This is a genomic window from Ruegeria sp. HKCCA4008, from assembly GCF_013033125.1.
Classification (GTDB): domain Bacteria; phylum Pseudomonadota; class Alphaproteobacteria; order Rhodobacterales; family Rhodobacteraceae; genus Ruegeria.
The window spans coordinates 38,926-65,038 of sequence record NZ_WQDM01000001.1 but is presented as its reverse complement, the minus strand read 5'-3'; the positions used below and the strand labels follow the sequence as shown (position 1 = coordinate 65,038).

The 26,113-nt window shown below is 59.1% G+C and carries 26 protein-coding genes; 18 read left to right on the top strand and 8 right to left on the bottom strand.

Annotated elements, in window-relative coordinates; genetic code table 11:
• Positions 1–29: 29 nt before the first annotated feature.
• Together gatA and gatC are read right to left on the bottom strand one after the other, a co-directional pair.
• Positions 30–1,517 carry an Asp-tRNA(Asn)/Glu-tRNA(Gln) amidotransferase subunit GatA gene (gatA, locus tag GOW60_RS00305; protein ID WP_171227828.1) on the bottom strand — a complete coding sequence of 496 codons (1,488 nt, stop codon included), beginning with the start codon at positions 1,515–1,517 and terminating at the stop codon, positions 30–32.
• Between the two features lie 3 nt (positions 1,518–1,520).
• Complete coding sequence (gene gatC / locus GOW60_RS00300) at positions 1,521–1,808, bottom strand: Asp-tRNA(Asn)/Glu-tRNA(Gln) amidotransferase subunit GatC (RefSeq protein ID WP_171227827.1); 288 nt, start codon at positions 1,806–1,808, stop codon at positions 1,521–1,523.
• A gap of 228 nt (positions 1,809–2,036) precedes the next feature.
• Here gatC and GOW60_RS00295 point away from each other — a divergent pair, with 228 nt between their 5' ends.
• Together GOW60_RS00295 and GOW60_RS00290 are read left to right on the top strand one after the other, a co-directional pair.
• Positions 2,037–2,195, top strand: a complete 159-nt coding sequence (locus GOW60_RS00295) for a hypothetical protein (protein ID WP_171167089.1) — start codon at positions 2,037–2,039, stop codon at positions 2,193–2,195.
• A 156-nt stretch (positions 2,196–2,351) separates the two neighbouring features.
• The gene (locus tag GOW60_RS00290) at positions 2,352–2,915 is read left to right on the top strand and encodes a DUF4202 domain-containing protein (RefSeq protein ID WP_171227826.1); all 564 of its coding nucleotides are present in this window, start codon (positions 2,352–2,354) and stop codon (positions 2,913–2,915) included.
• A 71-nt stretch (positions 2,916–2,986) separates the two neighbouring features.
• On the opposite strand, the gene GOW60_RS00285 is transcribed toward GOW60_RS00290, so the two are convergent.
• Positions 2,987–3,658: a ceramidase domain-containing protein gene (locus GOW60_RS00285; protein ID WP_171227825.1), complete on the bottom strand. Its 672-nt coding sequence runs from the start codon at positions 3,656–3,658 to the stop codon at positions 2,987–2,989.
• A gap of 60 nt (positions 3,659–3,718) precedes the next feature.
• Between GOW60_RS00285 and GOW60_RS00280 the strand changes: the two genes are divergently transcribed.
• Complete coding sequence (locus tag GOW60_RS00280; protein ID WP_171227824.1) at positions 3,719–4,411, top strand: metal-dependent hydrolase; 693 nt, start codon at positions 3,719–3,721, stop codon at positions 4,409–4,411.
• A gap of 15 nt (positions 4,412–4,426) precedes the next feature.
• Here GOW60_RS00280 and GOW60_RS00275 read toward each other — a convergent pair whose 3' ends face one another.
• Positions 4,427–4,891 carry a nucleoside deaminase gene (locus tag GOW60_RS00275; protein WP_171227823.1) on the bottom strand — a complete coding sequence of 155 codons (465 nt, stop codon included), beginning with the start codon at positions 4,889–4,891 and terminating at the stop codon, positions 4,427–4,429.
• A gap of 62 nt (positions 4,892–4,953) precedes the next feature.
• Here GOW60_RS00275 and GOW60_RS00270 point away from each other — a divergent pair, with 62 nt between their 5' ends.
• From GOW60_RS00270 to GOW60_RS00200, 15 genes are all read left to right on the top strand, one after another.
• A complete protein-coding gene (locus GOW60_RS00270; RefSeq protein ID WP_171167082.1) occupies positions 4,954–5,769 on the top strand; it encodes a pseudouridine synthase in 816 nt (271 codons plus the stop codon).
• A gap of 175 nt (positions 5,770–5,944) precedes the next feature.
• A complete protein-coding gene (locus GOW60_RS00265; protein ID WP_171227822.1) occupies positions 5,945–6,859 on the top strand; it encodes a 5-bromo-4-chloroindolyl phosphate hydrolysis family protein in 915 nt (304 codons plus the stop codon).
• 30 nt (positions 6,860–6,889) lie between these two features.
• Complete coding sequence (locus GOW60_RS00260) at positions 6,890–8,080, top strand: toxic anion resistance protein (RefSeq protein WP_171227821.1); 1,191 nt, start codon at positions 6,890–6,892, stop codon at positions 8,078–8,080.
• Between the two features lie 49 nt (positions 8,081–8,129).
• The gene (locus GOW60_RS00255) at positions 8,130–9,050 is read left to right on the top strand and encodes a DUF2927 domain-containing protein (protein WP_254443800.1); all 921 of its coding nucleotides are present in this window, start codon (positions 8,130–8,132) and stop codon (positions 9,048–9,050) included.
• A gap of 22 nt (positions 9,051–9,072) precedes the next feature.
• The gene (locus GOW60_RS00250) at positions 9,073–10,221 is read left to right on the top strand and encodes an SPFH domain-containing protein (protein ID WP_171227819.1); all 1,149 of its coding nucleotides are present in this window, start codon (positions 9,073–9,075) and stop codon (positions 10,219–10,221) included.
• Between the two features lie 9 nt (positions 10,222–10,230).
• Positions 10,231–10,545, top strand: coding sequence for a CPCC family cysteine-rich protein (locus tag GOW60_RS00245; RefSeq protein WP_171227818.1), 315 nt, complete (start codon positions 10,231–10,233; stop codon positions 10,543–10,545).
• 6 nt (positions 10,546–10,551) lie between these two features.
• Complete coding sequence (locus tag GOW60_RS00240) at positions 10,552–11,667, top strand: TFIIB-type zinc finger domain-containing protein (protein WP_171227817.1); 1,116 nt, start codon at positions 10,552–10,554, stop codon at positions 11,665–11,667.
• 101 nt (positions 11,668–11,768) lie between these two features.
• Positions 11,769–12,437, top strand: a complete 669-nt coding sequence (locus tag GOW60_RS00235) for a nitroreductase (RefSeq protein ID WP_371813309.1) — start codon at positions 11,769–11,771, stop codon at positions 12,435–12,437.
• Between the two features lie 44 nt (positions 12,438–12,481).
• On the top strand, positions 12,482–12,919 hold the full coding sequence (dtd, locus tag GOW60_RS00230; RefSeq protein WP_171227815.1) for a D-aminoacyl-tRNA deacylase: 438 nt from the start codon (positions 12,482–12,484) through the stop codon (positions 12,917–12,919).
• Complete coding sequence (locus GOW60_RS00225) at positions 12,919–14,022, top strand: glycerate kinase (protein ID WP_171227814.1); 1,104 nt, start codon at positions 12,919–12,921, stop codon at positions 14,020–14,022. The genes dtd and GOW60_RS00225 overlap by 1 nt, the downstream gene beginning before the upstream one ends.
• Before the next feature lie 237 nt (positions 14,023–14,259).
• Entirely contained in the window at positions 14,260–15,843 is a 1,584-nt protein-coding gene (locus GOW60_RS00220) for an ABC transporter substrate-binding protein (protein WP_171227813.1), read from the top strand.
• A gap of 15 nt (positions 15,844–15,858) precedes the next feature.
• Complete coding sequence (locus GOW60_RS00215) at positions 15,859–16,815, top strand: ABC transporter permease (RefSeq protein WP_171227812.1); 957 nt, start codon at positions 15,859–15,861, stop codon at positions 16,813–16,815.
• Entirely contained in the window at positions 16,812–17,627 is an 816-nt protein-coding gene (locus tag GOW60_RS00210; protein ID WP_152458793.1) for an ABC transporter permease, read from the top strand. Before GOW60_RS00215 ends, GOW60_RS00210 begins: the two co-directional genes overlap by 4 nt.
• Positions 17,624–19,261, top strand: a complete 1,638-nt coding sequence (locus GOW60_RS00205; RefSeq protein WP_152458795.1) for an ABC transporter ATP-binding protein — start codon at positions 17,624–17,626, stop codon at positions 19,259–19,261. The genes GOW60_RS00210 and GOW60_RS00205 overlap by 4 nt, the downstream gene beginning before the upstream one ends.
• A 154-nt stretch (positions 19,262–19,415) precedes the next feature.
• Positions 19,416–20,252, top strand: a complete 837-nt coding sequence (locus GOW60_RS00200) for an alkaline phosphatase family protein (RefSeq protein ID WP_171227811.1) — start codon at positions 19,416–19,418, stop codon at positions 20,250–20,252.
• Between the two features lie 23 nt (positions 20,253–20,275).
• Here GOW60_RS00200 and GOW60_RS00195 read toward each other — a convergent pair whose 3' ends face one another.
• From GOW60_RS00195 to GOW60_RS00180, 4 genes are all read right to left on the bottom strand, one after another.
• On the bottom strand, positions 20,276–21,079 hold the full coding sequence (locus GOW60_RS00195; RefSeq protein ID WP_171227810.1) for a methyltransferase domain-containing protein: 804 nt from the start codon (positions 21,077–21,079) through the stop codon (positions 20,276–20,278).
• Between the two features lie 98 nt (positions 21,080–21,177).
• The gene (locus tag GOW60_RS00190; RefSeq protein WP_171227809.1) at positions 21,178–22,101 is read right to left on the bottom strand and encodes an alpha/beta hydrolase; all 924 of its coding nucleotides are present in this window, start codon (positions 22,099–22,101) and stop codon (positions 21,178–21,180) included.
• Between the two features lie 12 nt (positions 22,102–22,113).
• Positions 22,114–24,003 carry an acyl-CoA synthetase gene (locus GOW60_RS00185; RefSeq protein ID WP_171227808.1) on the bottom strand — a complete coding sequence of 630 codons (1,890 nt, stop codon included), beginning with the start codon at positions 24,001–24,003 and terminating at the stop codon, positions 22,114–22,116.
• A gap of 160 nt (positions 24,004–24,163) precedes the next feature.
• Positions 24,164–25,984, bottom strand: a complete 1,821-nt coding sequence (locus GOW60_RS00180; RefSeq protein WP_171227807.1) for an ABC transporter transmembrane domain-containing protein — start codon at positions 25,982–25,984, stop codon at positions 24,164–24,166.
• Positions 25,985–26,113 lie beyond the last annotated feature (129 nt).

Genomic DNA, 26,113 nt, shown 5'->3' with positions numbered 1-26,113 from the left:
CCGTGTCTAGTGCTTCAGTTGCCCGAGGCTTACCACCATTTCCCGGGCTTGGCCACAAAACCGGCCGCGTTTTCCAGCGCATAGGCGGTATTGAGCAGGTCGCCTTCTTCCCAGGGACGCCCGATCAGCTGCAATCCCAGCGGAAGACCTTGTGTGTCCAGGCCTGCGGGGACCGAGATACCGGGCAGTCCGGCCAGGTTCACGGTCACGGTGAAGACATCGTTCAAATACATTTGAACAGGATCTGCTTCGGTCATTTCGCCCAGACCGAAGGCCGCCGATGGGGTTGCCGGGGTCAGGATGGCGTCGACACCGGCCGCGAACACGTCTTCGAAGTCTTTCTTGATCAGCGTGCGCACCTTGCGGGCACGATTGTAATAGGCGTCGTAGAATCCAGCCGACAAAACATAGGTGCCGACCATGACCCGGCGCTGCACTTCGTGGCCAAAGCCCTCGGCGCGGGTCTTTTCGTACATCTCGGTGATGCCATCCCCCTGCGCCAACTGTGCACGATGCCCATAGCGGACACCGTCATAGCGGGCGAGGTTCGAGGACGCCTCGGCCGGGGCGATCACATAGTAGGCAGGCAGCGCATACTTGGTGTGCGGCAGCGAGATATCGACGATCTCGGCCCCCGCATCCTTCAGCATCGCGGCACCATCGGCCCAGAGCTTTTCGATCTCGGCGGGCATGCCGTCCATGCGGTATTCCTTGGGGATACCGATCTTCTTGCCCTTGATGTCGCCAGTCAGCATCGCTTCGAAATTCGGAACGGCCAGATCCGCACTGGTCGAATCCTTGGCGTCATGGCCGCACATGGTTTCCAGCATGATCGCGGCGTCGCGGACATTCTTGGTCATCGGACCGGCCTGATCCAGCGAGGACGCAAACGCCACAATGCCCCAGCGCGAACAACGACCATAGGTCGGCTTGATGCCGGTGATGCCGACAAAAGCCGCGGGCTGGCGGATGGAACCGCCGGTATCGGTACCCGTTGCTGCCAGGCACAGGTCAGCGGCCACAGCGGACGCGGACCCGCCGGACGAACCGCCCGGCGTCAGCTGCGCATCATCGTTGCCCCGACGCCACGGGCTGACCGCGTTGCCATAGACCGATGTTTCGTTGGACGAGCCCATGGCGAATTCGTCCATGTTCAGCTTGCCCAGCATGACTGCGCCTGCGTCGGCCAGTTGCTGTGACACGGTGGATTCGTATTCCGGCTTGAAGCCTTCAAGAATGCCCGACGCGGCTTGTGACGGCACGCCCTTGGTGCAGAACAGGTCCTTGATGCCGATCGGCAGGCCACACATTGACGGAGCGTCCCCGCCCTTGATCCGTTCATCCGCGGCCTTGGCGCGCTCCATCGCGATCTCGGGCGTCTTGTGGACGAATGCGTTCAGCGCATCTGCTTCATCAATGGCTTTCAAGCAGGCTTCTGTCAGCTCAACAGAGGTGACGTCGCCGGCTCGCAACGCGTCGCGGGCCTCGGCCAGGCCCAATTTGTTCAGATCGCTCATGTCTTACTCCACCACTTTGGGGACTGCGAAGAACCCTTCGCGGGCGTCGGGGGCGTTGGCCAGAATCTTGTCCTGATGATTGCCATCGGTGACTTCGTCCTGACGGCGCTTGAGGCGCATGGGTGTGACCGAAACCATCGGCTCGACACCTTCCACGTCCACTTCGTTCAGTTGTTCGATGAACCCAAGGATGGTGTTGAACTCGGATGCCAGCGCCGGCAGCGCGTCATCCTCGACCTTGATCCGGGCCAGTTTGGCCACTTTGGCGGCGGTGCTTTGGTCAATCGACATCGGCTTCCCTCATCTATGTTAGGGGGCGTTTACCCGTCTGTAGCGGCAGTCGCAAGACCGGGCTGCCTTGGGCAGGTCCGAGTTTGGAACTCCCCCCTTTTCTGAGGCTATTCAAAACTGAATGACTGGTATGCAAAAAAGTAAACCGAATAGTTCATTATCGATCTTGAAAACTAAACTGTACTGTTCATTTTATTTATGCGACATAACGCAAACCGGAGAAAAAACATGAAACCCCTGATAACAGCCGCAGTCTTGTCCGCCACGATTTTGGCCGCACCGGCCATGGCTTTGGGTATCGACACAAGCAACCTGACACGCACGTTGACCTTCCCGTCCCCTATCACGGAACCGGTCACGCAGGATCAGGTTAAACCTGCCAAGTAACGCGCAGGTCCTAGCCGGGTCAGATATCCCCTCTCTGACCCGGCTGTTTTTCATTTTCGAGGATGCACATCCCAGAGCAAGCCGCTAGCATGACGCCGAATACAGAACAGAACTGCGCCGAGGTTTCGTAGTTCAGGCAAGCCAGTGGAGCAGATTATGAGCACGCAAAAACAAGCGGTTCTGGACGCAATCGACGCAGCCAATGCAAATGACCCCAACCAAGACGAGGGCCGCCCCGCGGCGCTGTTGTATGGCGAACGCATGAGTGCCGAGCTGGGCCGCCTGTTTCCGGACGCTTCTGACGCCCTTCAAATCGCCGCGCGCGGGCAGCATGTGGAACGTTGGAAACTTGCCCGCAGTGAATATCCCGAAGGCCGGGTTGGATATCTGTCATGGCGCAAGGCGCAGGGCGAACACCATGCCGACGTGGTCATGGGGTTGATGACCCGCGAAGGTTACGATTCAGAACAGGTCGAGGCCGCAGGGCGCATGTTGCGCAAACAGGGCATCAAGCGGGACGCGGAAGTGCAGGCGTTGGAAGACGTGATCTGCTTTGTGTTTCTGAAATGGTATTTCCAGCCCTTTGCCGCAAAACACTCGGCCGAGAAAATCCAGAGCATAGTTGAAAAAACAGCCCGCAAGATGTCGCCCGAAGGCCGCGCTCGGGTGCTGCGCGAATTTGACCTGCCCGACCATCTGGCCGCTGCCTTTCAGAACTAGAACCGGACCACGGCGGTTTCGTTGACCTACTTGTCACGAGGCTCGGAGGACACAAGCGATCCTCCCGCGCCTCAAGACGCCGGGCCTTTGCAGAAACGGCCCCTGACAAGAGCTGCGCGATACACCTCGATCATCCATCCCAGCATTATGGCATTCAGGATATGCCACATGAAATGCGTCCCCATTGGCCATTGCCCGCAAATAGGCAAATCCAGCGCCCGGAACGTGATCGACAGAATCAGGACCAAGGCCCCGATTGTCATCCCTTTGGCCAGGATCATGTCTTGGCCCCGCAGCAGGAACGCATAGATCAGGATCAACAAAGGGACCGGCGCGTAAACCGCCGACCCGCCAAGCCCCGGCACAAGCTGGAACAGGGGCGCAACGAGTACCGCATAGGGAAGAAACAGAATCGTACCGCAGATCGCCATTCCGGACGACATGCGACAGATGTCGCGGTTCACCGCAAATATATAGACCAATATGAACAGCAGGATCGGCGCCACATCCGCCAAAGCAGCCCAAACCCGGGCATGGGTGTGAAACAGATAGCTTCCGACCCCGATCATGGCCAGAATCACGACCAGACCCTTGGCAAACGGCATGTCCTGATCGCGCACGCGCCACCACATGACCCATGCGGAAACCAGAAAAGCAGCGTTCGTGATCGCGTTGATCGGCTCGGCCCAATAATCCGGCGACACGCGTTCACAATAGCCATCAATTTCTCGAATCCAGTCCATGGAAATTTACATAGCCGATGCTAGGCTGGAGCCAAGACAAGACTTGAGAGGAATTCCGGAATGAACATTATCTGGCTGGGCCATGGCAGTTTTCGCATTGAAACGCAGGGGCAGGTTCTGTTGATCGACCCGTGGCTGACCGGCAACCCGGTCTTGCCCGAAGATCGGCATGATGCCGTGCTGGAAGGGGCGACCCACATTCTTTTGACCCACACGCATTTTGACCACGTGGCCGATGTACTTCCCCTGGCAAAGCACCTGAAAATCCCCGTTGTCGGACAGTATGACCTGATGGGATACTGGAGCGAAGCGGAAGGAATCGAGACCATTGGTTTCAACAAAGGCGGCACCGTCGACCTGAACGGCGTCATGGTGACAATGGTACCGGCCTCTCACAGCTCGACTTTTTCAACACCGGACGGTCTGCGCACCGGCGGCAGTGAAGTCGGCTTCATGATCGCGGCCGAGGGGCGTATGCTCTACGTCTCGGGCGATACCGACATCATGGCCGACATGGAATGGATGGGGGATTACTACAAGCCCGATATCGGCATCCTTTCGGCCGGCGGGCATTTCACTATGGATATGAAAGCCGCCGCCTATGCCGCGAAACGGTTCTTTGACTTCAAGACGGTCATCCCATGCCACTACAGGACGTTCCCCATTCTGGAACAATCCGCACAGGCATTGATCGATAGATTGCCGGGGGTCGATGTGATCGAACCTGAGGTTATGAAAGCCATCACCGTCTGACGACAGCGCAGCGCGTCAGCCCGGCTTGTCCTGGCGGCGCGCTTCGAAGAAGGCCTTCAAAAGCGCGGAAGCCTCTTCGCCTGCAATCCCGTCATAGACTTCGGGCACGTGATGCGCCTGTGCATGCGAAAACACGCGCGCGCCATGCGCCACGCCCCCGGATTTGGGGTCTGCCGCACCGTAATAGATCCGCCGGATGCGCGCGGCCGCCAAGGCCGCGGCGCACATCGCGCAAGGCTCCAACGTGACGTAGAGATCGTGATCCGGCAGCCGTTCAGAGCCCGCCAGCGCACAGGCTGCACGCAAGGCCATGATTTCCGCATGGGCCGTGGGGTCATTCAACTCGCGTGTCCGGTTTCCGGCCGCGGCCACGACCGTTCCGTCCGGTCCGACGACAACGGCCCCCACGGGCACCTCGCCGCGGTCAGCGGCTGCGCGCGCCTCGGCCAGGGCCTGTTGCATATGCGATTTGAACACCATGCCCCCTGACTGCCGCAGAAACCCGCCTTTCGCAAGCGCCCGGGATGCGGTATGGCCCTGACATGAACAAGACCCCACCCCCCGGCGATCGGATCGCCAAAGTCCTGGCCCGCGCCGGCGTAGCATCCCGGCGCGAGGCTGAACGCATGATAGAAGCGGGCCGCGTGGCAGTGAATGGCAAGACCATCGACAGCCCCGCCCTGAACGTGACCGCGAAAGACAAGATCGCAGTCGACGGCAGGCCAGTCTCGGAACCGGAACCGTCGCGTCTGTGGCTGTATCACAAACCCGCCGGGTTGGTGACGACGACCCGCGACGAAAAAGGACGAGAGACAATATTCGACAAGCTGCCCGACGACATGCCACGGGTAATGAGCGTCGGTCGGTTGGATCTGAATTCCGAAGGATTGCTGCTGTTGACCAACGATGGCGGCATCAAGCGCAAGCTGGAACTGCCCTCGACCGGCTGGTTGCGGAAGTACCGCGTACGGGTGAACGGTCGCCCGAAGGACGAAGATTTCGAACCGCTGCGCAAGGGGCTGGTGATCGAGGGAGAACGGTTCCAGCCAATGACCGTCTCATTGGATCGCCAGCAGGGCGCAAATGCCTGGCTGACGATCGGTTTGCGCGAAGGCAAGAACCGCGAAATCCGCCGCGCGATGGAAGATATCGGTTTTACAGTGAACCGTCTGTTGCGCGTGTCCTACGGCCCCTTCCAGCTTGGGACGTTGAAACAGGGCGAGGTCGAAGAAGTCCGTCGCCGGGTCATGCGGGACCAGCTGGGGCTGGACGCCGAAGACAAACCCGGCAACCCGCCCAAACGCCCGTCGCGGCCCAAAAGAAAACGACCTCAGATCGGCAAGAATCCCCGTAAGTGATGTGGGTTCGGCAACCTTCCCCCTAGCGCTAAGCCCGCGCATACCCTAAATTTTCAGTGAAAGCTGCTATTTGGGGGGCGTGATGTCCGGAAGCGGAGTGCAAAAACTGGCCTACGCTGTGCTGTTGGTGCTGTTGTTTGGCGTCTGCACTGGTTTGCTCGGAGGTCTTTAAGCCATGGCAAAGCGGTTTGGCGGCAAATACAGCCCACAGGGAGATGAATCGGAAAACGCCCCACTGCCGAGGGGTCAGTTTGACGGCGCACGGGTCGAGCCCGCTGGCGCACGTGCGAATATTCTGTTTCTACCCGCCATTCCTTTGGTGTTTCTGTCCCTGAACGACGGCGCGATTGGCATGACACTGGGGCTGGTCGCTGCGGGTTTTCTGACGGCGGCCGCATTTTTGCTGCGAGAAGGTCTGAGAGCCGAAGCCGCGTACAATGCCCGCAAAACCGCCCGACGTCCTGCTTTTCCGCGGAAGATATTTGCCAGTGTTCTCACCGGCCTTGGTGCTGGCCTTGCGTCTTACAGGTCCGAGTTTCTGGACGCTGAAGCGGCAGCGCAGGTCAGCCTGTTGGCCCCCGTGCTGTTTGGTGTCGCAGCGACCGTTCTGCATTCTGTCTCATTCGGGTTTGATCCGATGAAGAACAAGGGCATGGAGGGGGTCGACACCTTTCAGCAAGACCGCGTGGCGCGCGTGGTCGATGATGCCGAGAAACACTTGTCGGAAATGACGGATGCCATAAAACGCGCGGGCGACCGTCGAGTCGAAGCCCGGGTCGAGCGATTTCAGGACACCGCACGTGACCTGTTCCGCACGGTCGAGGAAGACCCCCGCGATCTGGCCGGTGCCAGAAAATATCTGACTGTGTATCTACAGGGCGCGCGTGATGCGACTGTCAAATTTGCTGATGTCTATGCGCGCACCCGCGACGCGCAGGCACTGGCCGACTATTCCGCCCTTCTGGACGATCTGGAACAGAATTTTGCCGCGCGTACGCGGAAAATGCTATTGGATGACCGCAGTGATCTGACGGTCGAAATCGACGTGTTGCGTGAAAGATTGCAGCGCGAAGGCGTCCGGCTGGACTGACCGGCCACTATTTGAGCGAGGAACATACCCATGTCCGAAGAGATCAAGAACAAGGCAGTTCAGGCCGAAACTCTGGTACAGGAAGTCACCGCAGTTGCCCTGCCCGAACCGCAGGCCGAGATCGTGCCGCTAGAGGAAGCCGACGAACCCGTCAGCGCCGAAATTCGCAAGCGGATGAATGAAATCGACATGGACAACACCAATTCTATTGTCGCGTTTGGCTCGTCCGCTCAGGCCGAGCTGCAGGAAATCAGCCAAGCCATGCTTGCGGATGTGCGCAACAAGGATGTCGGCCCGGCCGGAGACAGCCTGCGCAATATCGTGACCACAATCCGCGGTTTCTCGGTCAGTGAACTTGACGTGCGGCGCGAGCGCAGCTGGTGGGAGAAACTGTTGGGCAGGGCTGCACCGTTTGCAAAATTCACAGCGCAATACGAAGAGGTTCAGGGCCAGATCGATCGCATTACCGACGATCTTCTGGGGCATGAGCATACGCTGTTCAAGGATATCAAATCTCTGGATCTGCTTTATGAGAAGACCTTGGGCTTTTATGACGAACTGGCGCTGTACATCGCTGCGGGCGAAGAGAAGCTGACCGAGCTGGACAGCCACGACATCCCTGAAAAGGAAGCCGAAGTTCAGGCCGCTCCGGAAGACCAGCAAGTGATGAAGGCACAGGAACTGCGTGACATCCGTGCGGCGCGTGACGACCTAGAACGCCGGGTTCATGACCTGAAACTGACACGACAGGTCACGATGCAGTCCCTGCCGTCGATCCGCTTGGTTCAGGAAAACGACAAATCGCTGGTCACCAAGATCAACTCGACACTGGTGAACACGGTCCCGCTGTGGGAAACGCAGCTGGCCCAGGCGGTTACGATACAACGCAGCGCCGAAGCCGCCGCCGCGGTGCGGGATGCCAACGACCTGACGAACGAGCTTTTGACTTCGAATGCGGCCAACCTGCGCGAATCGAACAAGATGATCCGCCAAGAGATGGAGCGTGGCGTGTTCGACATCGAAGCGGTCAAGCAGGCCAATGCCGACCTGATTGGCACCATCAACGAAAGCCTTGCCATTGCGGACGAAGGCAAGGCCAAACGCGCCGCAGCCGAAGCTGAGTTGCAGAAGATGGAAAAGGAACTGCGCGACACTTTGGCGGCCGCCAAAGCGCGCCGCGACGGAACCGGCGACAATGCCGGTACGGCGGTTCCCGGCTAAGGGCGGGATCGGCATGCGGGCCTTCGTTTACTTGAAAGGGACCTTGGGGATGGTATCGCTTTTGGCTCTGGCCAATTGCGACGAGACCCTGACGTCATCCGTTGTTCCGCAACCTCGCCCGACACCCGCCCCCGTGGCAGCCAATGCCTATGTGCCGCCGTCGGCCGCAAGTCAGGATCTGGCGCGTTTTTATCAGCGGGTTGAACGGGATTTGCTGGTGCGGGGGCTTTTGCGCACCGATGGGGGCGGTCCGGACACTCCCTATGATGCCGATGATCTGGCGCGGAATTTTGAAGCGATTGCGTTCTACAGCGAGTATCCGACACGAAGCGTCGCGGTTGGCTCGCGTCAGACAGACGGGCAACTCAGCCGATGGTCCGGCTCTGTCCGCATACAAACCGAGTTCGGGCCCTCCGTGCTTCCCTCTGCACGGAAGCAAGATGCAGATCAGGTGCGGTCCTTTGCCACCCGACTGGCCAGATTGACCGATCATCCGGTTTCCGTTGTCTCCCGCAACGCCAATTTCCATGTCTTTTTTGCAGGCAAGGATGACAGCGCCTATGTCGTATCCCGCCTCAAACAGCTGATCCCGAATATCAGTCAGGACTCGCTGAATCTGGTGGCCAATCCACGTGCAAATTTCGACTGTCTGGTGTTTGCATCGGCAACGACCTCATCACCGCACAGATACATACGTGCCGTGTCCCTCATTCGGGCGGAATTGACGGATTTGGGTCGCCAAAGCTGCATTCACGAAGAAATTGCTCAGGGTCTTGGTTTGTCCAATGACAGCCCGGCAGCGCGACCTTCGATTTTCAACGATGATGACGAATTTGCCTTGCTGACCAGTCACGACGAAAAGCTGCTGACGATGTTGTATGACCCACGCTTGCAGCCCGGCGTAGACGTTGATGAAGCGCGGCCCATCGTACGAATTATCGCACATGAATTGATGGGGCAGTCGCTCTGACCCCAAGGACAGGAGAACCCAAATGGGAATATTCGATTTTCTGACCGGAGAATTCATTGATGTCATTCATTGGGTGGACGACACCCGCGACACGATGGTCTGGCGGTTTGAACGTGAGGGCCACGAGATCAAGTATGGCGCCAAGCTGACCGTGCGCGAGGGCCAGGCGGCCGTATTCGTACACGAAGGCCAGCTGGCCGACGTGTTCACGCCGGGCCTCTACATGCTTGAAACCAACAACATGCCGATCATGACGACGCTGCAACATTGGGATCACGGGTTCCAGTCGCCGTTCAAGTCCGAGATCTATTTCGTCAACACGACCCGGTTCAACGATCTGAAATGGGGCACCAAGAACCCGATCATGCTGCGCGATCCCGAATTCGGCCCGACCCGGATCCGCGCCTATGGCACCTACACGATCCGGGTGAAGGACCCGGCCAAATTTCTGGTCGAGATCGTGGGCACCGACGGTGAATTCACCATGGACGAGATCAGCTTTCAGATCCGCAACATCATCGTGCAGGAATTCAGCCGGGTGATCGCGGGCTCGGGCATCCCGGTTCTGGACATGGCTGCAAACACCGCCGATCTGGGCAAGCTGATCGCGGCCGAGGTCTCGCCCGTGCTGGACGGCTACGGCCTCGAGATGCCGGAGTTCTACATCGAGAACATCTCGTTGCCGCCGGCGGTTGAGGCGGCGCTGGACAAACGCACCTCGATGGGGCTGGCGGGGGATCTGGGCAAATTCACCCAGTATTCCGCGGCCGAGGCGATGACGGCGGCCGCCAGTTCCCCAAGCGGTGGCGGCGGCATGGGCGCTGGCCTTGGCATGGGAATGGGCATGGCGATGGCGAACCAGATGTCGAACATGGCAGCGGGTCGGTCGTCAGGCCCGTGGGGGGCGCCTGCGCCCGCTGCCCCGCAACCATCCACGCATGTGGCCCCGCCGCCCCCGCCGCCGGTCGAGCATGTCTGGCATATCGCGGTGGACGGTCAGACCAGCGGCCCGTTCTCGAAGGCCAAGATGGGCCGCATGGCCAGTGAGGGCGAGATCACGCGGGACACTTTCGTGTGGACGCCCGGTCAGGACGGATGGAAGAAAGCGGGCGAGGTGCAGGAACTGGCGCAGCTTTTCACGATCCTGCCGCCTCCGCCGCCCGGGGCGTGAGGCATCGGCATGACCGCATCGCGGAAACGCTCGAAGACAGGCGGGCGCAAAGCGCCGCAGCCGCAATTCATCTGCCCTTGCTGCGGTTATGTCACCCTGGCCGAGCGCGGGGCCTATCTGATCTGCGCGATCTGCTTTTGGGAGGACGAGGACATTCTGTGCGACAAGAACCCCCGCGAGCCCTCTGCCGCCAACCATGGCCTGACACTGGCCGAAGCGCGCGAGAATTTCAGGGCAATCGGGGCCTGCGAGGCCGCGATGCTGCCGCATGTCCTGCCCGAGGAGCAGCGCGCAGCCTATCTTCACTTTACCCTCGACAAGTGACCACCTATGACCCAGCCTCCTGCCCCGCCATCCGGTTCTGCGGAACATCGTTTTCCATGTGACAATTGCGGCGCGGATTATCGATTCGACCCGCACTCCGGCACCCTGACCTGTGGCCATTGCGGCCATTCCGAACCGATCGGCGCCGGCCCCTGGGGCGGCGCTAGCCTGCGCGAGCTGGATTTCGACGCAGCCATCGCCGACCGCCTGCCCGACAGCGAGATCGAAGAGACGCGGGTTTTGTCCTGTCCGAACTGTGCAGCGCAGGTTGAATTCGATCCCAATACCCACGCAGCGGAATGCCCGTTCTGCGCCACCCCGGTCGTGACGGACACCGGGATAAACCGGCATATCAAACCGAAGGGCGTTCTGCCCTTTGCGCTGGACGAACGCGCCGCCCACAAGGCCATGAGCGACTGGCTGGGACGGCTGTGGTTCGCGCCGAACGGGTTGAAAGATTATGCCCGCAAGGGCCGCAGGATGCAGGGCATCTATGTGCCCTACTGGACCTTCGACGCCGATACGAAGTCGGCCTATCGCGGAGAGCGCGGCATAGTCTACTATGAAACCCGCACCGTCATGCGGGATGGCAAACGGGTGCAACAACAGGTTCCCAAGGTCCGCTGGACGCCCAAATCCGGCCGGGTGGCGCGATTTTTTGACGACGTGCTGGTGTTGGCCTCAAGGTCCCTGCCCAAGGCTTACACGGATGCTCTGGAGCCTTGGGATCTCCCGGCTCTGGAACCCTACCAGCCAGAGTACCTCGCCGGTTTTCGGGCCGAAGCCTATACGGTCGAGCTGAAAGATGGATATGCCGAGGCCCGCGCACATATGGCTCGCGTGATCGAGCGGGACGTGCGGTTTGATATTGGGGGCGACAGGCAACGCATCCATGCAGTGGACACCGATGTGCGCGATGTCACGTTCAAACATATCCTGCTGCCGGTCTGGTTGGCGGCGTACAAGTATCGCGGTCAGACCTATCGTTTCGTGGTGAACGGCCGGACCGGCCGGGTTCAGGGAGAACGCCCCTGGTCGGCAATCAAGATCACGATCGCCGTTGTGCTTGGCCTGCTGGTTGCCGCGGGCATCGGATACCTGATGGCGACCGGACAGCAATGACCTTCGGGGGTTCCTCCGCCGAAAACTCTGCGGCGGAACCCCTTGAACATCCCCGGCTTCTCACCCATCCTGCCGCCGGCTGCCCCGGAGGAGAAGACGACGTGACCCTGGCCGACCTGAACACGCTTCTGACCGCGCGCCATTCCTGCCGCGCCTTTCGGCCCGACCCGGTGCCACGTGGTGACATCGAACAGATCGTGGCCAGCGCGTCCCGGGTGCCAAGTTGGTGCAATGCGCAACCTTGGCAATTGGTCATCACCAGCAAAGACGAAACCGACAGGTTCCGCGACGCGATGTCAAACGAAGCCAGGAACGGCACGCCAGCCCCCGATCTTCCTTTTCCCGCTTCCTACTCCGGCGTGTATCAAGACCGGCGCCGGACGTGCGGCTGGGCGCTCTACAGCGCGGTTGGCGTAGAACGGGGGGACCGTGAAGGATCGGCGCAGCAAATGATGCAGAACTTCGCCCTGTTTGGCGCACCACATTGTGCCATCATCTCAAGCCCGGCAGAGCTGGGACCTTATGGCGCAATGGATTGCGGCGGCTTTGTCACGGCTTTTGCGCTCGCCGCTCAGGCATTGGGCGTGGCAACCATCCCGCAAGCGGCATTGGCGGCGTACAGCCATTTTTTGCATCAGTATTTTCATATCCCTGATGACCGGCTGATCCTGTGCGCAATTTCCTTTGGCTATTCGGATATGGATCATCCTGCAAACAGCTTCCGTACGGAACGCGCGGCATTGGGTGACTTTGTGGACTGGCGCGGCTAAACCATCGCTCAGGCAGGCTCAACGTTTCGGGGGGGAGGAACCAAGTGCGCGCATTGCTGCAAAGGGTGACACAGGCCAAAGTGTCGGTCGAAGGCACCGTCATCGGCAAAACTGGTCCCGGGCTCATGATTCTTGTCTGCGCCATGCAGTGCGACAGCAAGGCACAGGCAGAAAAATTGGCCGAGAAAACCGCGAAACTGCGGATTTTCAAGGATGACGCCGGCAAGATGAACCGCTCGCTTCTGGATATTGAAGGCTCTGCTTTGGTGGTCAGCCAGTTTACACTGGCAGCGGACACCTCCAGCGGCAATCGCCCCGGATTTTCAAACGCGGCCCCGCCCGAGTTGGGAGAGCAATTGTACAAGGTCTTCGCAGAGCACCTTGCCGCGCAGGGCGTCGCGGTGGAAACCGGACAGTTCGGCGCGGATATGGCGGTTGAGCTTGTAAATGACGGGCCAGTCACGATCTGGGTGGAGAATTGATGGATATTGAAAAGCAAGCTGTCAGGTTGTGGCAGTCCGGTGTTGATGCCGTCGGCGGGTATAAGGCCACCCTGGCCGCCTTGCCTGATGTCCCGAAACCAGACCGTATTCTGGCCGTGGGCAAACCCGCGGCAGCCATGGCGCGGGCTGCGCTGGAACATTTCGGCGCCATCCCCACGCTTGTGGTCACCAAAGACGGGCATGGCCACGACCTGCCGGCTGGGGTCAAGGTGATCGAAGCATCACACCCCGTTCCGGACGACCGCAGCCTGGCGGGCGGGCGGGCACTGCGCCTGGCCATGGAACAGATGGGGCCCGGATCACATGTTCTGCTGCTGGTCTCGGGTGGCGCGTCATCTCTGGCCGAGGACCTGCTTCCCGGAACATCGCTGGCGGATCTCGAGGCGTTGAACCGCGAGCTGCTGTCCAAAGGGCTGGATATCCGCGCAATGAATGCCGAGCGGCGCAAGCTGTCGCGTATCAAGGGCGGCGGCCTGCTGTCCCATTTCGCCGGAGACCGCGCCACCGTTCTGGCGATTTCGGATGTGCCCGGAGACGATCTGAACGTCATCGGATCAGGAATCGGAGCATTGCCCGACACTCATTTCTTTGCCGCCAGCACCCGGATCGTCGCTTCGAACGCGCATGCCCGCAATGCCGCCGCCAAAGCAGCGGAAACAATGGGGCTGAGGGTATTGACCAATGATGAGGCCCTGCACGACGACTATTTGCAGGTCGCGGCGCGTCTTGGGCCCATGCTGCGTGGAATGGAAAAGGGCGTGATGATCTTTGGCGGAGAACCGACCGTGGTCTTGCCTGATCACCCGGGACGTGGCGGTAGAAATCAGGCCCTTGCGCTTGCTTTGGCAAAAGAGATCGCGGGACAAACGGATCTTGCGGTGATTGTGGGCGGCACCGACGGCACGGATGGCCCGACAAATGCGGCGGGTGGAATCATAACCGGAGCAACCTGGGGTGAGGGCGCCGAACGCGCCCTTCAAAACGCCGATAGCGGGTCTTTCCTGGAAAAAGTCCAAGGCCTGCTGACAACCGGGCCAACCGGCACCAATGTCATGGATCTGGTTGTCGCGATACGTGGATGAATTGACGCTTATCATGCCGCTTTGGCCCGCAATCGACCAGAAACTACCCGAAATGCAGAATGTACCGGAACACCCACTCAACAATTGCCGCACACCGGACAACAAAGCGAAGGCTTCGGCCTTCGGCATTTAGGAGAAATAACCTTGCCCGGTTCGCGGAAATAAGCCAACGTTGACTCATGCGTCAACAAAAAGCCCCCCAAGGGGCTGGAACCACTCAATAGGGAGAACACTCATATGAATGAACAAATAACGCATATGGCCGGTCAGGTCACAGCCGGGAAGATGACTCGCCGCGAATTCATGGGGAAGGCCGCGGCCCTGGGCGTTTCGGCTGCCGTGGCCAGCACGATGTTCGCGGACGCAGCGCGCGCGGCAGGCCCGAAAAAAGGCGGTGATTTGAAGATCGGCTCTGTCGGTGGCGAATCGACGAACTCTCTGGACCCCGCAACTTACGCCAGCCAAGTGCCTGCGCTTAACGGTCGCCAATTCGGTGACACGCTTGTGGTTGTAGCGCCGGACGGCTCGATTGAATCGCGCCTGTCCGAAAGCGTCGAAGCCAGCGCAGACGCCAAAGTTTGGAACTTCAAGATCCGGCAGGGCGTTGAATTTCACAACGGCAAGACACTTACCAGCGAAGACGTGCTGAAGACCATGCAGCGCCATTCGGACGAAAACTCGAAATCTGGTGCCCTAGGCATCATGAAAGAGATTGAGTCGATGAAAGTTGACGGCGATGTCTTCTCGGTCACCTTGAACAGCCCGAACGCTGACTTGCCCTACCTCATGGCAGACTATCACCTGATCATTCAGCCAGACGGTGGCCTCGAAAATCCGAGTGCAGGTATCGGCACCGGTCCATACAAGTTGGAAGTCGATGAGCCGGGTGTGCGTCATGTCTTTAGGAAGTTCGAGAATTACTGGGCGGATGATGCGCACTTTGACAGTGTCGAGATAATCGCAATCAATGATTCCACTGCTCGGACTGCGGCACTTCAGTCCGGTCAGGTTCACCTAATCAACCGGGTTGAACCCAAGGTTGCAGGACTACTGGGTCGCGCACCGGGCCTGAGTGTACAGCCCACGACAGGTCGCGGGCATTACGTCTTCATCATGCATTCGGACACAGCACCGTACGACAATCTCGATCTACGACTGGCTTTGAAATATGCGATAAACCGCGAGGAGCTTGTTGAGAAGATTCTACAGGGCTATGGCAGTGTCGGTAACGACATTCCGATCAATGCGGCCTATCCGCTTTTTGATGATACGATCCCGCAACGTCCGTTCGATCTCGAAAAGGCAGCTGAGCACTACAAGAAGTCTGGGCACGACGGATCACCGATTGTACTGCGCACGTCTGAAGTTGCCTTCCCGGGCGCTGTGGACGCGGCTCAGCTCTTCCAGCAAAGCGCCGCTGCCGCCGGTATCCCGCTCGTGGTCGAACGCGTGCCGGGTGATGGATATTGGTCTGAAGTCTGGAACGTGCAACCCTTCTGCGCCTCTTACTGGACTGGCCGTCCGGTACAGGATCAGATGTATACCACCGCGTATCTTTCGACCGCCGACTGGAATGACACGCGCTGGAAACGGCCCGAGTTCGATGACATGCTGAATAAAGCAAAGGGTGAACTCGACACCGCCAAGCGTAAAGAGTTGTACTCCCAGATGGGTCGACTGCTTAACGAAGAGGGCGGTCTGATTTGTCCGATGTTCAACCAGTTTCTCGACGGTGTCAGCGACCAGTTGGCCGGTTGGGAACCTGATCCCTATGACGAATTAATGGGTGGACAAGCCAGCCGCAAAATGTGGTTCGCGTAAAACAGGCCACGGATAATGCATCCTATCATAAAACTGGTTTCCCAGCGCCTCGCGCTGGGACTTCTATTGCTGTTCGGCGCTTCGGCCTTGATTTTTGGCCTGACCGAAGCTCTTCCCGGAGACGCCGCGCAAGCCGTCCTGGGGCAGTCCGCAACCCCCGAGGCCTTGGCCAACCTTCGCGAAGAAATGGGCCTGGATCGCCCGGCCCTGACCCGTTATTTTGAATGGCTGGGCGGCATCGTTCAGGGCGACCTTGGCCAATCGCTGACCAACAAGCTTGATATTGCCGAGAGCATCGGAAAACGCCTCGGGAACACGTTGTTCCTGGCGTGTGTCGCGGCAATCGTATCCGTCCCGCTTGCGATCTTTCTGGGTCTGCTCGCTGTCCGGTTCCGCAATCGCTGGCCCGACAAACTGATTTCCGCCGTCACGCTGACAACGGTTTCCATCCCCGAGTTCCTGATCGGCTACGTCGTGATCTACTACATCTCGGTCAAGCTGGGATGGTTTTCCTCGCTTGCGATGATCAACGACTCGATGTCGTTCTGGCAAAAGCTGAACGCGATTGCGCTGCCGGCCTTCGTTCTGACACTGGTGGTCCTGGCGCAGATGATGCGGATGACCCGCGCTGCAATTCTGAACCTCATGCAATCAGCCTATATCGAAACCGCCGAACTCAAGGGCCTGAGCACGTTTCAGGTCATCGCGCGGCATGCCTTTCCCAACGCAATCTCACCGATCGTGAACGTTGTCATGCTGAACCTCGCCTACCTCGTTGTCGGTGTCGTCGTGGTCGAAGTCGTGTTCGTCTATCCCGGCATGGGGCAGTACCTTGTGGACGCCGTGACCAAACGTGACGTGCCGGTTGTTCTGGCCTGCGGCGTGGTGTTCGCGGCTGTTTACATCGGCCTGAACATGGTCGCGGATATCGTCTCGATCCTCGCCAACCCAAGACTGAGGCATCCGAAATGAAAAACATCCCTATTTCGGCTCTGATTGGCCTCATATTCACCGGCGCCTATTTCTTCGTGGCCATTGCTGCCCCGTTGATCGCGCCTTACGGGATGGCGGAAGTGGTCGGCGATGTATGGGAGCCGGCCAGCGCCGAACACCTGCTGGGCACCGACAATATCGGCCGCGACCTGCTGACCCGCATGATCTATGGCGGTCGCACGACGATCTTCATTGCCGCCGCAGCGACATTGCTCAGCTTCTTGACCGGTACATCGCTTGGTCTTCTGGCCGCCGTTCTGGGCGGTTGGGCGGATCAGGCGCTTAGCCGGACGGTCGATCTGATCATGTCGATCCCTACCCTGATCCTTGCGCTGGTCATTCTGGCCATCGTTCCGGTCACTGTTCCGATCCTGATCCTTGTCATGGGTCTTCTGGATGCGACACGCCCGTATCGCCTTTCGCGCTCCGTCGCCGTGGATATCAACGTGATGGATTATGTCGAAGCCGCCAAACTGCGTGGTGAGGGGCGGACATGGATCATCTTCCGGGAAATCCTGCCGAACGCATTGTCACCGCTGGTGGCCGAGTTCGGCCTGCGGTTCATTTTCATGGTGCTGTTCATCTCGACCCTGTCCTTCCTGGGTCTCGGCGTTCAACCGCCGCTGGCCGACTGGGGTGGCATCGTGAAGGAAAACAAGGACGGCATCGTGTATGGCATTGGCGCGGCCCTGTACCCCGCGGTGGCCATCGCGACGCTCGCGATCTCGGTCAACCTTGTCGCTGACTGGATCCTGAACCGAACCACATCGTTGAAAGGAGGTCGGGGATGAGTGATACCCTTCTCAAGGTCCGTGACCTCAAGATCGGTGCGACCGTTTACCCACCGGGTGAGAAACCCCATGACATCGAAATCGTGCACGGGGTCAGCTTTGACCTCGAGCGCGGCAAAGTATTGGGTCTGATCGGTGAATCCGGCGCTGGGAAATCCACCATCGGTCTTGCCTCGATGGCCTATGGCCGGGGTGGCGTTGAAATCACCGGCGGCGAAGTCTGGGTCAACGGGCGCGACATCCTGAAATCATCGCATGGCGATATTCGGAATCTGCGCGGGGGTGAGGTTGCCTATGTCTCGCAATCTGCCGCCGCGTCGTTCAACCCGGCCAAGAAGATCATGGATCAGGTTGTCGAAGCGGCTGTCGAGCACAAGAAGTTTTCGCGCAAAGAGGCCGAGGCCCGCGCGCGTGAGCTGTTCGCCAAGCTGGGCTTGCCTGACCCTGACAACATCGGCAACCGTTATCCGCACCAGGTTTCGGGCGGTCAGTTGCAGCGTTGCATGACCGCATTGGCACTGTGTCCTGAACCCGATCTGGTGGTTTTCGACGAACCGACCACGGCGCTGGATGTGACCACCCAGATCGATGTTCTTATGGCGATCAAGGATGCCATACGCGATACCGGCGTTGCCGCTTTGTACATCACGCATGACCTGGCGGTTGTTGCGCAGGTCAGCGACGATATCATGGTTTTGCGGATGGGTGACACAGTCGAATACGGCAGCACCGATCAGATCATCAACAACCCGCAGGAAGAATATACTCAGGCTTTGGTCTCGGTGCGTTCGATCGAGCACGAAGAAAAGCAGCCCACACCGGAACCGTTGCTTACCGTTGACGGGATCACCGCGCGCTACAAGGGGCTGAACTTCGACGTGCTGCACAACGTCAACGTCGAGCTTCATCCGGGGCAGACGCTGGCGGTCGTGGGCGAATCCGGTTCGGGCAAATCCACGCTGGCCCGGGTGATCACCGGCCTGTTGCCGCCGCGCGATGGCGAGATCCGTTTTGCCGGTCGCACGCTGTCGCCGGACCTTGCAGGGCGTTCTCGCGAGGATCTGCGCGAGTTGCAGATGATCTATCAGATGGCGGACGTGGCAATGAACCCACGCCAGACCGTCGGCACCATCATCGGCCGCCCGTTGGAGTTCTATTTCAACATGCGTGGCGCTGAAAAGCGCAAGCGGATCATCGAGCTGTTGGATGAGATCGAGTTGGGCGAAAAGTTCATCGACCGCTATCCTGCGGAACTGTCCGGAGGTCAGAAGCAGCGTGTCTGTATCGCCCGGTCACTGGCAGCCAAGCCCAAGATGATCATCTGTGACGAGGTCACTTCGGCGCTGGATCCGCTGGTGGCAGACGGGATCCTCAAGCTGCTGCTGGACCTGCAAAAGATCGAAGATGTGGCCTATCTGTTCATCACCCATGATCTGGCGACGGTCCGCGCGATCAGCGACAGCATCGCGGTGATGTATCAGGGTCGCGTGGCCCGTTATGGCTCGAAGAGCCAGGTGCTGAGCCCGCCCTTCGACGATTATACCGACCTGCTGCTCAGTTCGGTGCCTGAAATGCATCTGGGCTGGCTGGAAGAGGTTGTCGCCCATCGCAAGATGGAAAGCGCCGGCAACTGATCCGGTTCGTGACATTTCAATGTAGGTTTGAAATCCCGGCACCTTGTTTGAAGACAGGTGTCGGGATTCTGCTATTGGGGGCGCAAAGTGGCAGCCCGAGGACGTCAAATCTCTTAGGGTCGCCGGAACGCAATGTCTCTCAAAGGGCCTCGACATGGACCGCAAGCTACTTCTCATCATTCTGGACGGTGTCCCCTATCGCAACTTTCGTCGCCTGTTCGGCAATCTCGAAGGCTGGGTCGACAGCGGAGAAGCACGGCTTTGGAAACTGCGCGCGGTGCTGCCTTCGACATCGGCCAGTTGCTATGCGTCGATCCACACGGGCGTGACGCCGCAAGAGCATGGCTGTACCGGAAATGGAAACGTCTTCCGGCTGAGCCACAAGGACGTATTCAGTCAGGTGCGTGAAGCCGGTGGGGTGACCGGGGCGGTGACACACAGCTATTGGTCGCAGTTCTTCAACCGTCATCCCTTCGATTACGTCCGCGACATCGAATATGACGAGCCCGAAAGCGCGACGATCAACCATGGCCGTTTTCACAGCATGACGGGCTATGGCAAAGCCAATCAGATGACGCCATCCGATGTCGATCTGTATGCCACTCTGACCAATCTGTGCCTGCGTTTCGGGCTGGACTATGGCATTCTGCACACCTGCACGCTGGACAGTATGGGCCACCGTTTCTTCCACGATTGCGAAGAAATGGATCACGCTTGTTTTGTCGCCGACGAGATGCTGGCCCCTTTCATCCCCCGCTGGCGCCAATTGGGATATGAAGTGATCGTCACCGCGGATCACGGCCAGGACGAGCGTGGGCACCACGGCGGGCGCGGCCCGCTGCAACAGGAAACGGCGCTGTATTATTTCGGCGACGCCGAAGGGCCGGACTCCGATACCGTCATAAGCCAGTTGCAATTGGCCCCGACCATCCTGAGCCGAATGGGCGCCCCCATCGCAGAGACAATGAAGGCCGAACCGTTTCTGCGGTAACACGCACGCAGCTTCGGGGCCGCTTATGCGGCCTTCGCAGCCACCACTGTCGCAAACACCTGATATCCATAAAGTGACCCGTTTCGAGCACGTCTTTCGTGCTCGGCCACAAGCCCCTCAGCCAGTTCTTTTCCGATATCACCCCGCTCGTACATTTGCTTGGTGGTCAGGTCGACCCAAGGCAACATCTGCTCGGGTGTCGAGACAACTCTGCTCTGCACGTCAAAATGTGTCACGGAAAGCCCGGCCTCGGAAATCATTGACCTGAGTTTTGCGACGACAAAAGGATCGGTCACAAACTCGCGTACAAATTCCTTTGCACACATATCCAGAGGATCATTCGGAAAGGCACTGAAGGTCGCTTTTGAGAAATCAGCGTCACATACAATCAAGATCCCATCGGGTTTCAACACTCTGAAGGCCTCGGCAACCAACGATTTGGGGTCTTCAACATGCGTGAGCACCGTGTGCATGATGACCGCATCGACGGCATCATCCTCCAGCGGAAGCGCGGCACCGTCGGCAACCTTGAAAGTCAGGTTCGAATACTCTTTGGCCCGCATGTTGGCTTCCGAGACAAATCCCTTCGAAGGTTCGAAACCTATGACCTTCGCCCGGTGGCAGTGTGTTGCGATGCGACGTGTGACGGCGCCTGCACCGGCGCCAACCTCAACAACCGTCGATGCATCCGTGACGTTCAGATGACCCAGATACGCGGCCACGATCCGCTCCATCGTCGGGTCCGCTTGCCGCTGGTCCATCGAATCCGCAAACAGCTTGATGAATTCTGGCCCTGCGGCATCGACGTTCTGAAAGGGGTCGGCCATAAGGTAAGATCTCCTCGGATAATTTGAGTGAGCTTACCACAGCCAGCCGGTTTTCGGCATACAGGCCCCAAAAGGACCCGAGCCTTCAAATCCCTGCATCAGTCGTAGGACCAGATCCCCTGCCCCAGCGCTTCTATCGCAACCGAGATACGCTCGAAACTGTCGGCCGCACGTTTCACCGCAGTTCGTGCGCGCAGATATCCGTGCACAAGACCGAATTCATTGATCCAGTGGGCCTGCCCGCCCGCCGCATTGATCCGACTGCAATAAATTTGCCCGTCGTCACGCAGCGGATCGCAATCAGCCGTTACAACCACGGTCGGTGGCAGGTTTGAATAGTCACTGTCCTGCAATGGCGCATAGGTCGGATCGCCCTGGGGCGGATCGCCCGCGCATCGGACGGTTTCATAGAACCTGATTTCATCCAACGTCAGCAAGGGGGCCTGGGCATGTTCCTGGTAGGACCCCTGACTGCGGTCCCCTCCGAGGCCCGGATAGATCAGCACCTGCCCCAGGATCCCGTCCAAACGCCCGCGCGCGTAATGGGATACGGCAGCAGCCAGATTTCCACCGGCGCTGTCGCCGGCCAAAATCAAAGGGTCTCCGAATTCGTTTGCGGCCCAGTTCGCAGCGCTCCAACAGTCGTCAAACTGTGCCGGGTGCACATGTTCAGGGCACAGCCGGTAATCGACTGCGACGACCCGGTAGCCGGTTTGGGCGCATAATTCAGCGCAAACGTCATCATGGCTTTCCAGACCACCAACAACGAAACCGCCACCATGAAAATAGATGACGGTTCGGGTTGGTTGCCCGGCAGAGTAAATTCGAACCGGAACACCATCGGCCGCCCGGTCTTCTGTTTCCACGCCAGCCGGGCGTGGTTGGCGAAAGTCCTGACACATGGTGTCATAGACACGGCGCTGATCCTCGATCGACAGCTCGACCGCGTCATCGGGATAGCTTTCGGCCGTGCGACGTATGAACGCCCAGGTTTCTTCGTCGATCAGGCGTTCATAGTCCATTGTCCCTCCGGCTTATTCAGACCACTCCCATGGCCGGGTGTATACGCCCAGCACTTTTGCAACATCGTCTTCCGAAGTTCCGTTCGCGTCAAGCTGCGCGACAAGGCCGCGTTTCTTGTCATCGATGACGGAAACCACCCGCGCCGCCAAACCTGCATCCTCGAGGGCGCCGTTGTAGATACGAGTGATGGCCTGTTTCCGAAGTTCAGGCTTGAACACCTTGCCAACGGCCGTTTTGGGCAGCTCATCCAGAATGGTCATGTGCTTGGGTTGCGCCGCGCGTTCATGCACGTGAACCTTGCAGTAATCCATCAGCTCTTTCTCGGTGACAGACGCGCCCTCGACCAGTTCGACAAAGGCGCAGGGAACTTCACCGGAATGCGCATCCGGCTGACCGATGGCACCGGCAAAAGCGACGGCCTCGTGACCCAGCAAAGCCTCTTCGATCTCGGCAGGGTCGATGTTGTGACCGCCACGAATGATCAGGTCCTTCGCGCGACCGGTGATCCAGAGATACCCATCCTCGTCGAAGCGCCCCAGATCGCCCGTGCGCAGGTACTTGTCGAAGTGATACAGGTTAACGTTCTTGTCGGCCTCAGTGTAGGTATTGCCCGCATAGACACCCGGGTTCGAGATGCAGATCTCACCGATTTGATCAGTGTCGCACTCGGTCGGTCCGTCTGGCCCATCCTGCAAGATCTTGACGTCTGTATAGGGGAACGGAATACCGATCGATCCGATCTTTTTCTCACCATCCACCGGGTTGCACGAAACCAGACATGTGGCCTCTGTCAGACCGTACCCTTCGACAATGGTGACGCCGGTTGCTTCTTCAAAGCGGCGGAATAGTTCCACCGGCAGCGGGGCCGAGCCCGAGAAGGCCGTTTTTACACTTGAGATATCGGCATCGACCGGGCGCTGCATCTTGGCTGAAATCGCGGTTGGCACGGTGATGATGAAGCTCACCTTCCAACGCTCGATCAGCTTCCAGAAATTGTCGAACACCCCGTCGCCGCGATATCCCTGTGGTGTCGGGAAAACCACATGGGCACCGGATGATACGGCCGCCATCACAATCACATGCACCGCAAAAACGTGGAACATGGGCAGCGGGCACATGATGACGTCGTTTTCGTCAAACAGAAGCGTGTTTCCCAACCAGCCGTTGTAGATCAGGCCGGAATACTTGTGCTGCGCCACCTTCGGCATACCCGTGGTACCGCCGGTATGGAAATAACAGGCGACACGATCTTCCTTGCTGTCTTCAAACGTCAGCGTCGTCGGTTGCTTGGCCAGTTCCGTGTGGAAGTTCTTGTAATCCGCATGGGCAAGCTTTTCCTTGTCGCCCATCTTGGGGCGCAGAAACGGCACCAGCCATGATTTGGGCGGGGTCAGATACCGGTTCAGGTCGATTTCCAGAATGGTATTGACTTTGGGTGCGTGGCGCACCGCCTCTTCGACCTTCTGCGCGACATCTGTTTTCGGGAAAGATTTCAGCGTCACCACGACCTTGGCGCCGGTCTCGCGCAGGATCGCGGCAATCTGTTCCGGTTCAAGCAAGGGGTTGATCGGATTCACGATCCCCGCAACCGCGCCGCCCATCATCGTGACCAGTGTTTCGTTGCAGTTGGGCAGCACATAGGCGACCACGTCCTTTTCACCCACACCCAGCGAGCGGAACAGGTTTGCCGCCTGGTTGACCTGAGCCAGAAGTTGCGACCAGGTCAGGGTCTCGGCCTTGTCCTTCGGGCCCGAGAACAGTTGGAAGCTCATGGCATTGTGGTTGGGGAACTTCCCTGCGGTGCGCGACAAAAGCTGATGGAAGGTGACGGGCAAATCCCGATCCTCCCACGGCATTTCCTGTTCCATGCGCTTCTTGTCTTCCAAACCCACAAAGGCCATGTGGTTCCTCCCGTATTATTCTCCCGCGTTTTGCGCGGGCTTGTTGTTCGCAACCAAGATGGAAGCAAAACGAACCTCGCGCAAGCGAGGCCTTAGCCTTCAGGGGGAGTAAAATGTAGAATGACGCTACGGCGAATTCGCAAGTGCCGGAGCGTCACTCTTATTCTGCGGCGACACCATCGGTGAACTGCAACCGGGCAAGGCGTGCATACAGCCCGTCCTGAGACACCAGATCCTCGTGGCGGCCTTGTGCCACGATGCGGCCTTCCTCTAGCACGACGATGCGGTCGGCTTTCTTAACAGTCGCCAATCTGTGCGCGACGATCAGGGTCGTGCGGCCGGCACGCATCTTGTCCACCGCGCCCTGCACTGCGCGTTCGCTTTCCGCATCCAGCGCCGAAGTCGCCTCGTCCAGCAGCAGAACCGGCGCGTCGCGCAGGATTGCGCGGGCAATGGCAATACGCTGCTTCTGCCCGCCAGACAGCATGACACCGCGTTCGCCGACAAAGCTGTCATATCCTTGGGGCAAGGCCGTAATAAAATCATGCGCGGCAGCGGCCCGGGCGGCGGCCTCGACTTCTGCATCCGAGGCGTCCAGACGACCAAAGCGGATGTTTTCCCGCGCGGATGCAGCAAAGATCACGGGATCCTGAGGCACCAGAGCCATGTGGCGGCGGAAGTCCGACCGGTTGATGTCGCGCAGATCAAGACCGTCCAGCGTCACGCGGCCCGAGTTCGGATCATAGAACCGCTGGATCAGTTGGATCACGGTTGTTTTTCCTGCCCCGGATGGCCCGACGAATGCGACCGTCTCGCCTGGCTTCACCAGAAGTGACAGATGATCCAATGCAACCGTATCGGGCCGCGCGGGATAGCGGAAGCTGACATCTTCAAACCGGATTTCGCCCTGAATGTTCTTGGGAAGCGCTTTGGGATTGGCAGGGTCGGTCACGGTATCTTCTGCATGCAGCAGCTCGACCAGACGTTCGGTGGCCCCCGCGGCACGCTGAAGTTCGCTCCAGATTTCGGACAGGGCGGCGACCGAGCCCGCCATGATGATCGAATAGATGACGAACTGGATCAGAACGCCTTCGGTCATCACGCCATTTCGCACGTCATTGGCACCCATCCACAGAACGCCCACGATACCCGAGAAAACCAGGAAGATCACGATCACCGTCAGCACCGCGCGGGTCTGTATGCGGCGCAGCGAGACGGCGTAGGATGTCTCGGTCAGCTCACTGAACTGCTGGCGGCTGGCCTGTTCATGAGAAAATGCCTGAACGGTCTGCACCGCGCCCAATGCCTCACCCGCGTTGCCGGACGAGGCCGCGATCCAGTCTTGATTCTCGCGGCTGATCACGCGCAGACGGCGACCAAGTACAAGGATCGGCACGATGACCACCGGGATCAGCAACAACACCAGCCCGGTCAGCTTGGCGGATGTCAGCAGCATCAGAACCAGTCCGCCAATGAACATCAGCATGTTTCGCAGGGCAATGGACACGGACGAGCCGAGAACAGACTGGATCAGCGTCGTGTCAGTGGTGATCCGGCTCAGCACCTCACCGGTCATGATTCGCTCATAGAATTCCGGGCTCATGCCGATGACCCGATCAAACACCGCCTTGCGGATATCGGCCACCACCCGTTCGCCCAGACGGGTCACAAGCGCATACCGAATACCGGTACCCACGGCCAGAACGGCAGCGATGACCAGCGCGGCCAGAAAATACCAATCCAGAAGCTCTCCATCCTGAATTCGGAAATTGTCGACCACGCGCCGCACCGCCAATGGCAGCGTGAGGGTCATGCTGGCCGTCAGAATCAACGCCAGCGTCGCGCCGATCATCAGGAATTTGTAGGGTTTCATGAACGGCCAAAGCGAGGCCAGAACCCCAATCTTCTTTGAACGGGCGCGTTCCTCGGAGGCTCCGGGCGCGGCGGTATGCGTTGGCTTGCTGGCGGCTTGTCTTGCCATGTCTGGCCCTTGTGTCCTGAACCGTACTGAGTGACCGCTTTCTTGGAGGTACAGTCAAGTATGGTCAAGCATCACAACCGCAATCGGCAGGTCGAAAGGGCCATTTGACGCAGAATTTCAGGGAAGGCG

Coding starts and splice junctions, on each gene's coding strand:
- gatA (WP_171227828.1), bottom strand. CDS start 1,517: ATGAGCGATCTGAACAAATTGGGCCTGGCCGAGGCCCGCGACGCGTTG.
- gatC (WP_171227827.1), bottom strand. CDS start 1,808: ATGTCGATTGACCAAAGCACCGCCGCCAAAGTGGCCAAACTGGCCCGG.
- GOW60_RS00295 (WP_171167089.1), top strand. CDS start 2,037: ATGAAACCCCTGATAACAGCCGCAGTCTTGTCCGCCACGATTTTGGCC.
- GOW60_RS00290 (WP_171227826.1), top strand. CDS start 2,352: ATGAGCACGCAAAAACAAGCGGTTCTGGACGCAATCGACGCAGCCAAT.
- GOW60_RS00285 (WP_171227825.1), bottom strand. CDS start 3,658: ATGGACTGGATTCGAGAAATTGATGGCTATTGTGAACGCGTGTCGCCG.
- GOW60_RS00280 (WP_171227824.1), top strand. CDS start 3,719: ATGAACATTATCTGGCTGGGCCATGGCAGTTTTCGCATTGAAACGCAG.
- GOW60_RS00275 (WP_171227823.1), bottom strand. CDS start 4,891: ATGGTGTTCAAATCGCATATGCAACAGGCCCTGGCCGAGGCGCGCGCA.
- GOW60_RS00270 (WP_171167082.1), top strand. CDS start 4,954: ATGAACAAGACCCCACCCCCCGGCGATCGGATCGCCAAAGTCCTGGCC.
- GOW60_RS00265 (WP_171227822.1), top strand. CDS start 5,945: ATGGCAAAGCGGTTTGGCGGCAAATACAGCCCACAGGGAGATGAATCG.
- GOW60_RS00260 (WP_171227821.1), top strand. CDS start 6,890: ATGTCCGAAGAGATCAAGAACAAGGCAGTTCAGGCCGAAACTCTGGTA.
- GOW60_RS00255 (WP_254443800.1), top strand. CDS start 8,130: ATGGTATCGCTTTTGGCTCTGGCCAATTGCGACGAGACCCTGACGTCA.
- GOW60_RS00250 (WP_171227819.1), top strand. CDS start 9,073: ATGGGAATATTCGATTTTCTGACCGGAGAATTCATTGATGTCATTCAT.
- GOW60_RS00245 (WP_171227818.1), top strand. CDS start 10,231: ATGACCGCATCGCGGAAACGCTCGAAGACAGGCGGGCGCAAAGCGCCG.
- GOW60_RS00240 (WP_171227817.1), top strand. CDS start 10,552: ATGACCCAGCCTCCTGCCCCGCCATCCGGTTCTGCGGAACATCGTTTT.
- GOW60_RS00225 (WP_171227814.1), top strand. CDS start 12,919: ATGGATATTGAAAAGCAAGCTGTCAGGTTGTGGCAGTCCGGTGTTGAT.
- GOW60_RS00220 (WP_171227813.1), top strand. CDS start 14,260: ATGAATGAACAAATAACGCATATGGCCGGTCAGGTCACAGCCGGGAAG.
- GOW60_RS00215 (WP_171227812.1), top strand. CDS start 15,859: ATGCATCCTATCATAAAACTGGTTTCCCAGCGCCTCGCGCTGGGACTT.
- GOW60_RS00210 (WP_152458793.1), top strand. CDS start 16,812: ATGAAAAACATCCCTATTTCGGCTCTGATTGGCCTCATATTCACCGGC.
- GOW60_RS00205 (WP_152458795.1), top strand. CDS start 17,624: ATGAGTGATACCCTTCTCAAGGTCCGTGACCTCAAGATCGGTGCGACC.
- GOW60_RS00200 (WP_171227811.1), top strand. CDS start 19,416: ATGGACCGCAAGCTACTTCTCATCATTCTGGACGGTGTCCCCTATCGC.
- GOW60_RS00195 (WP_171227810.1), bottom strand. CDS start 21,079: ATGGCCGACCCCTTTCAGAACGTCGATGCCGCAGGGCCAGAATTCATC.
- GOW60_RS00190 (WP_171227809.1), bottom strand. CDS start 22,101: ATGGACTATGAACGCCTGATCGACGAAGAAACCTGGGCGTTCATACGT.
- GOW60_RS00185 (WP_171227808.1), bottom strand. CDS start 24,003: ATGGCCTTTGTGGGTTTGGAAGACAAGAAGCGCATGGAACAGGAAATG.
- GOW60_RS00180 (WP_171227807.1), bottom strand. CDS start 25,984: ATGGCAAGACAAGCCGCCAGCAAGCCAACGCATACCGCCGCGCCCGGA.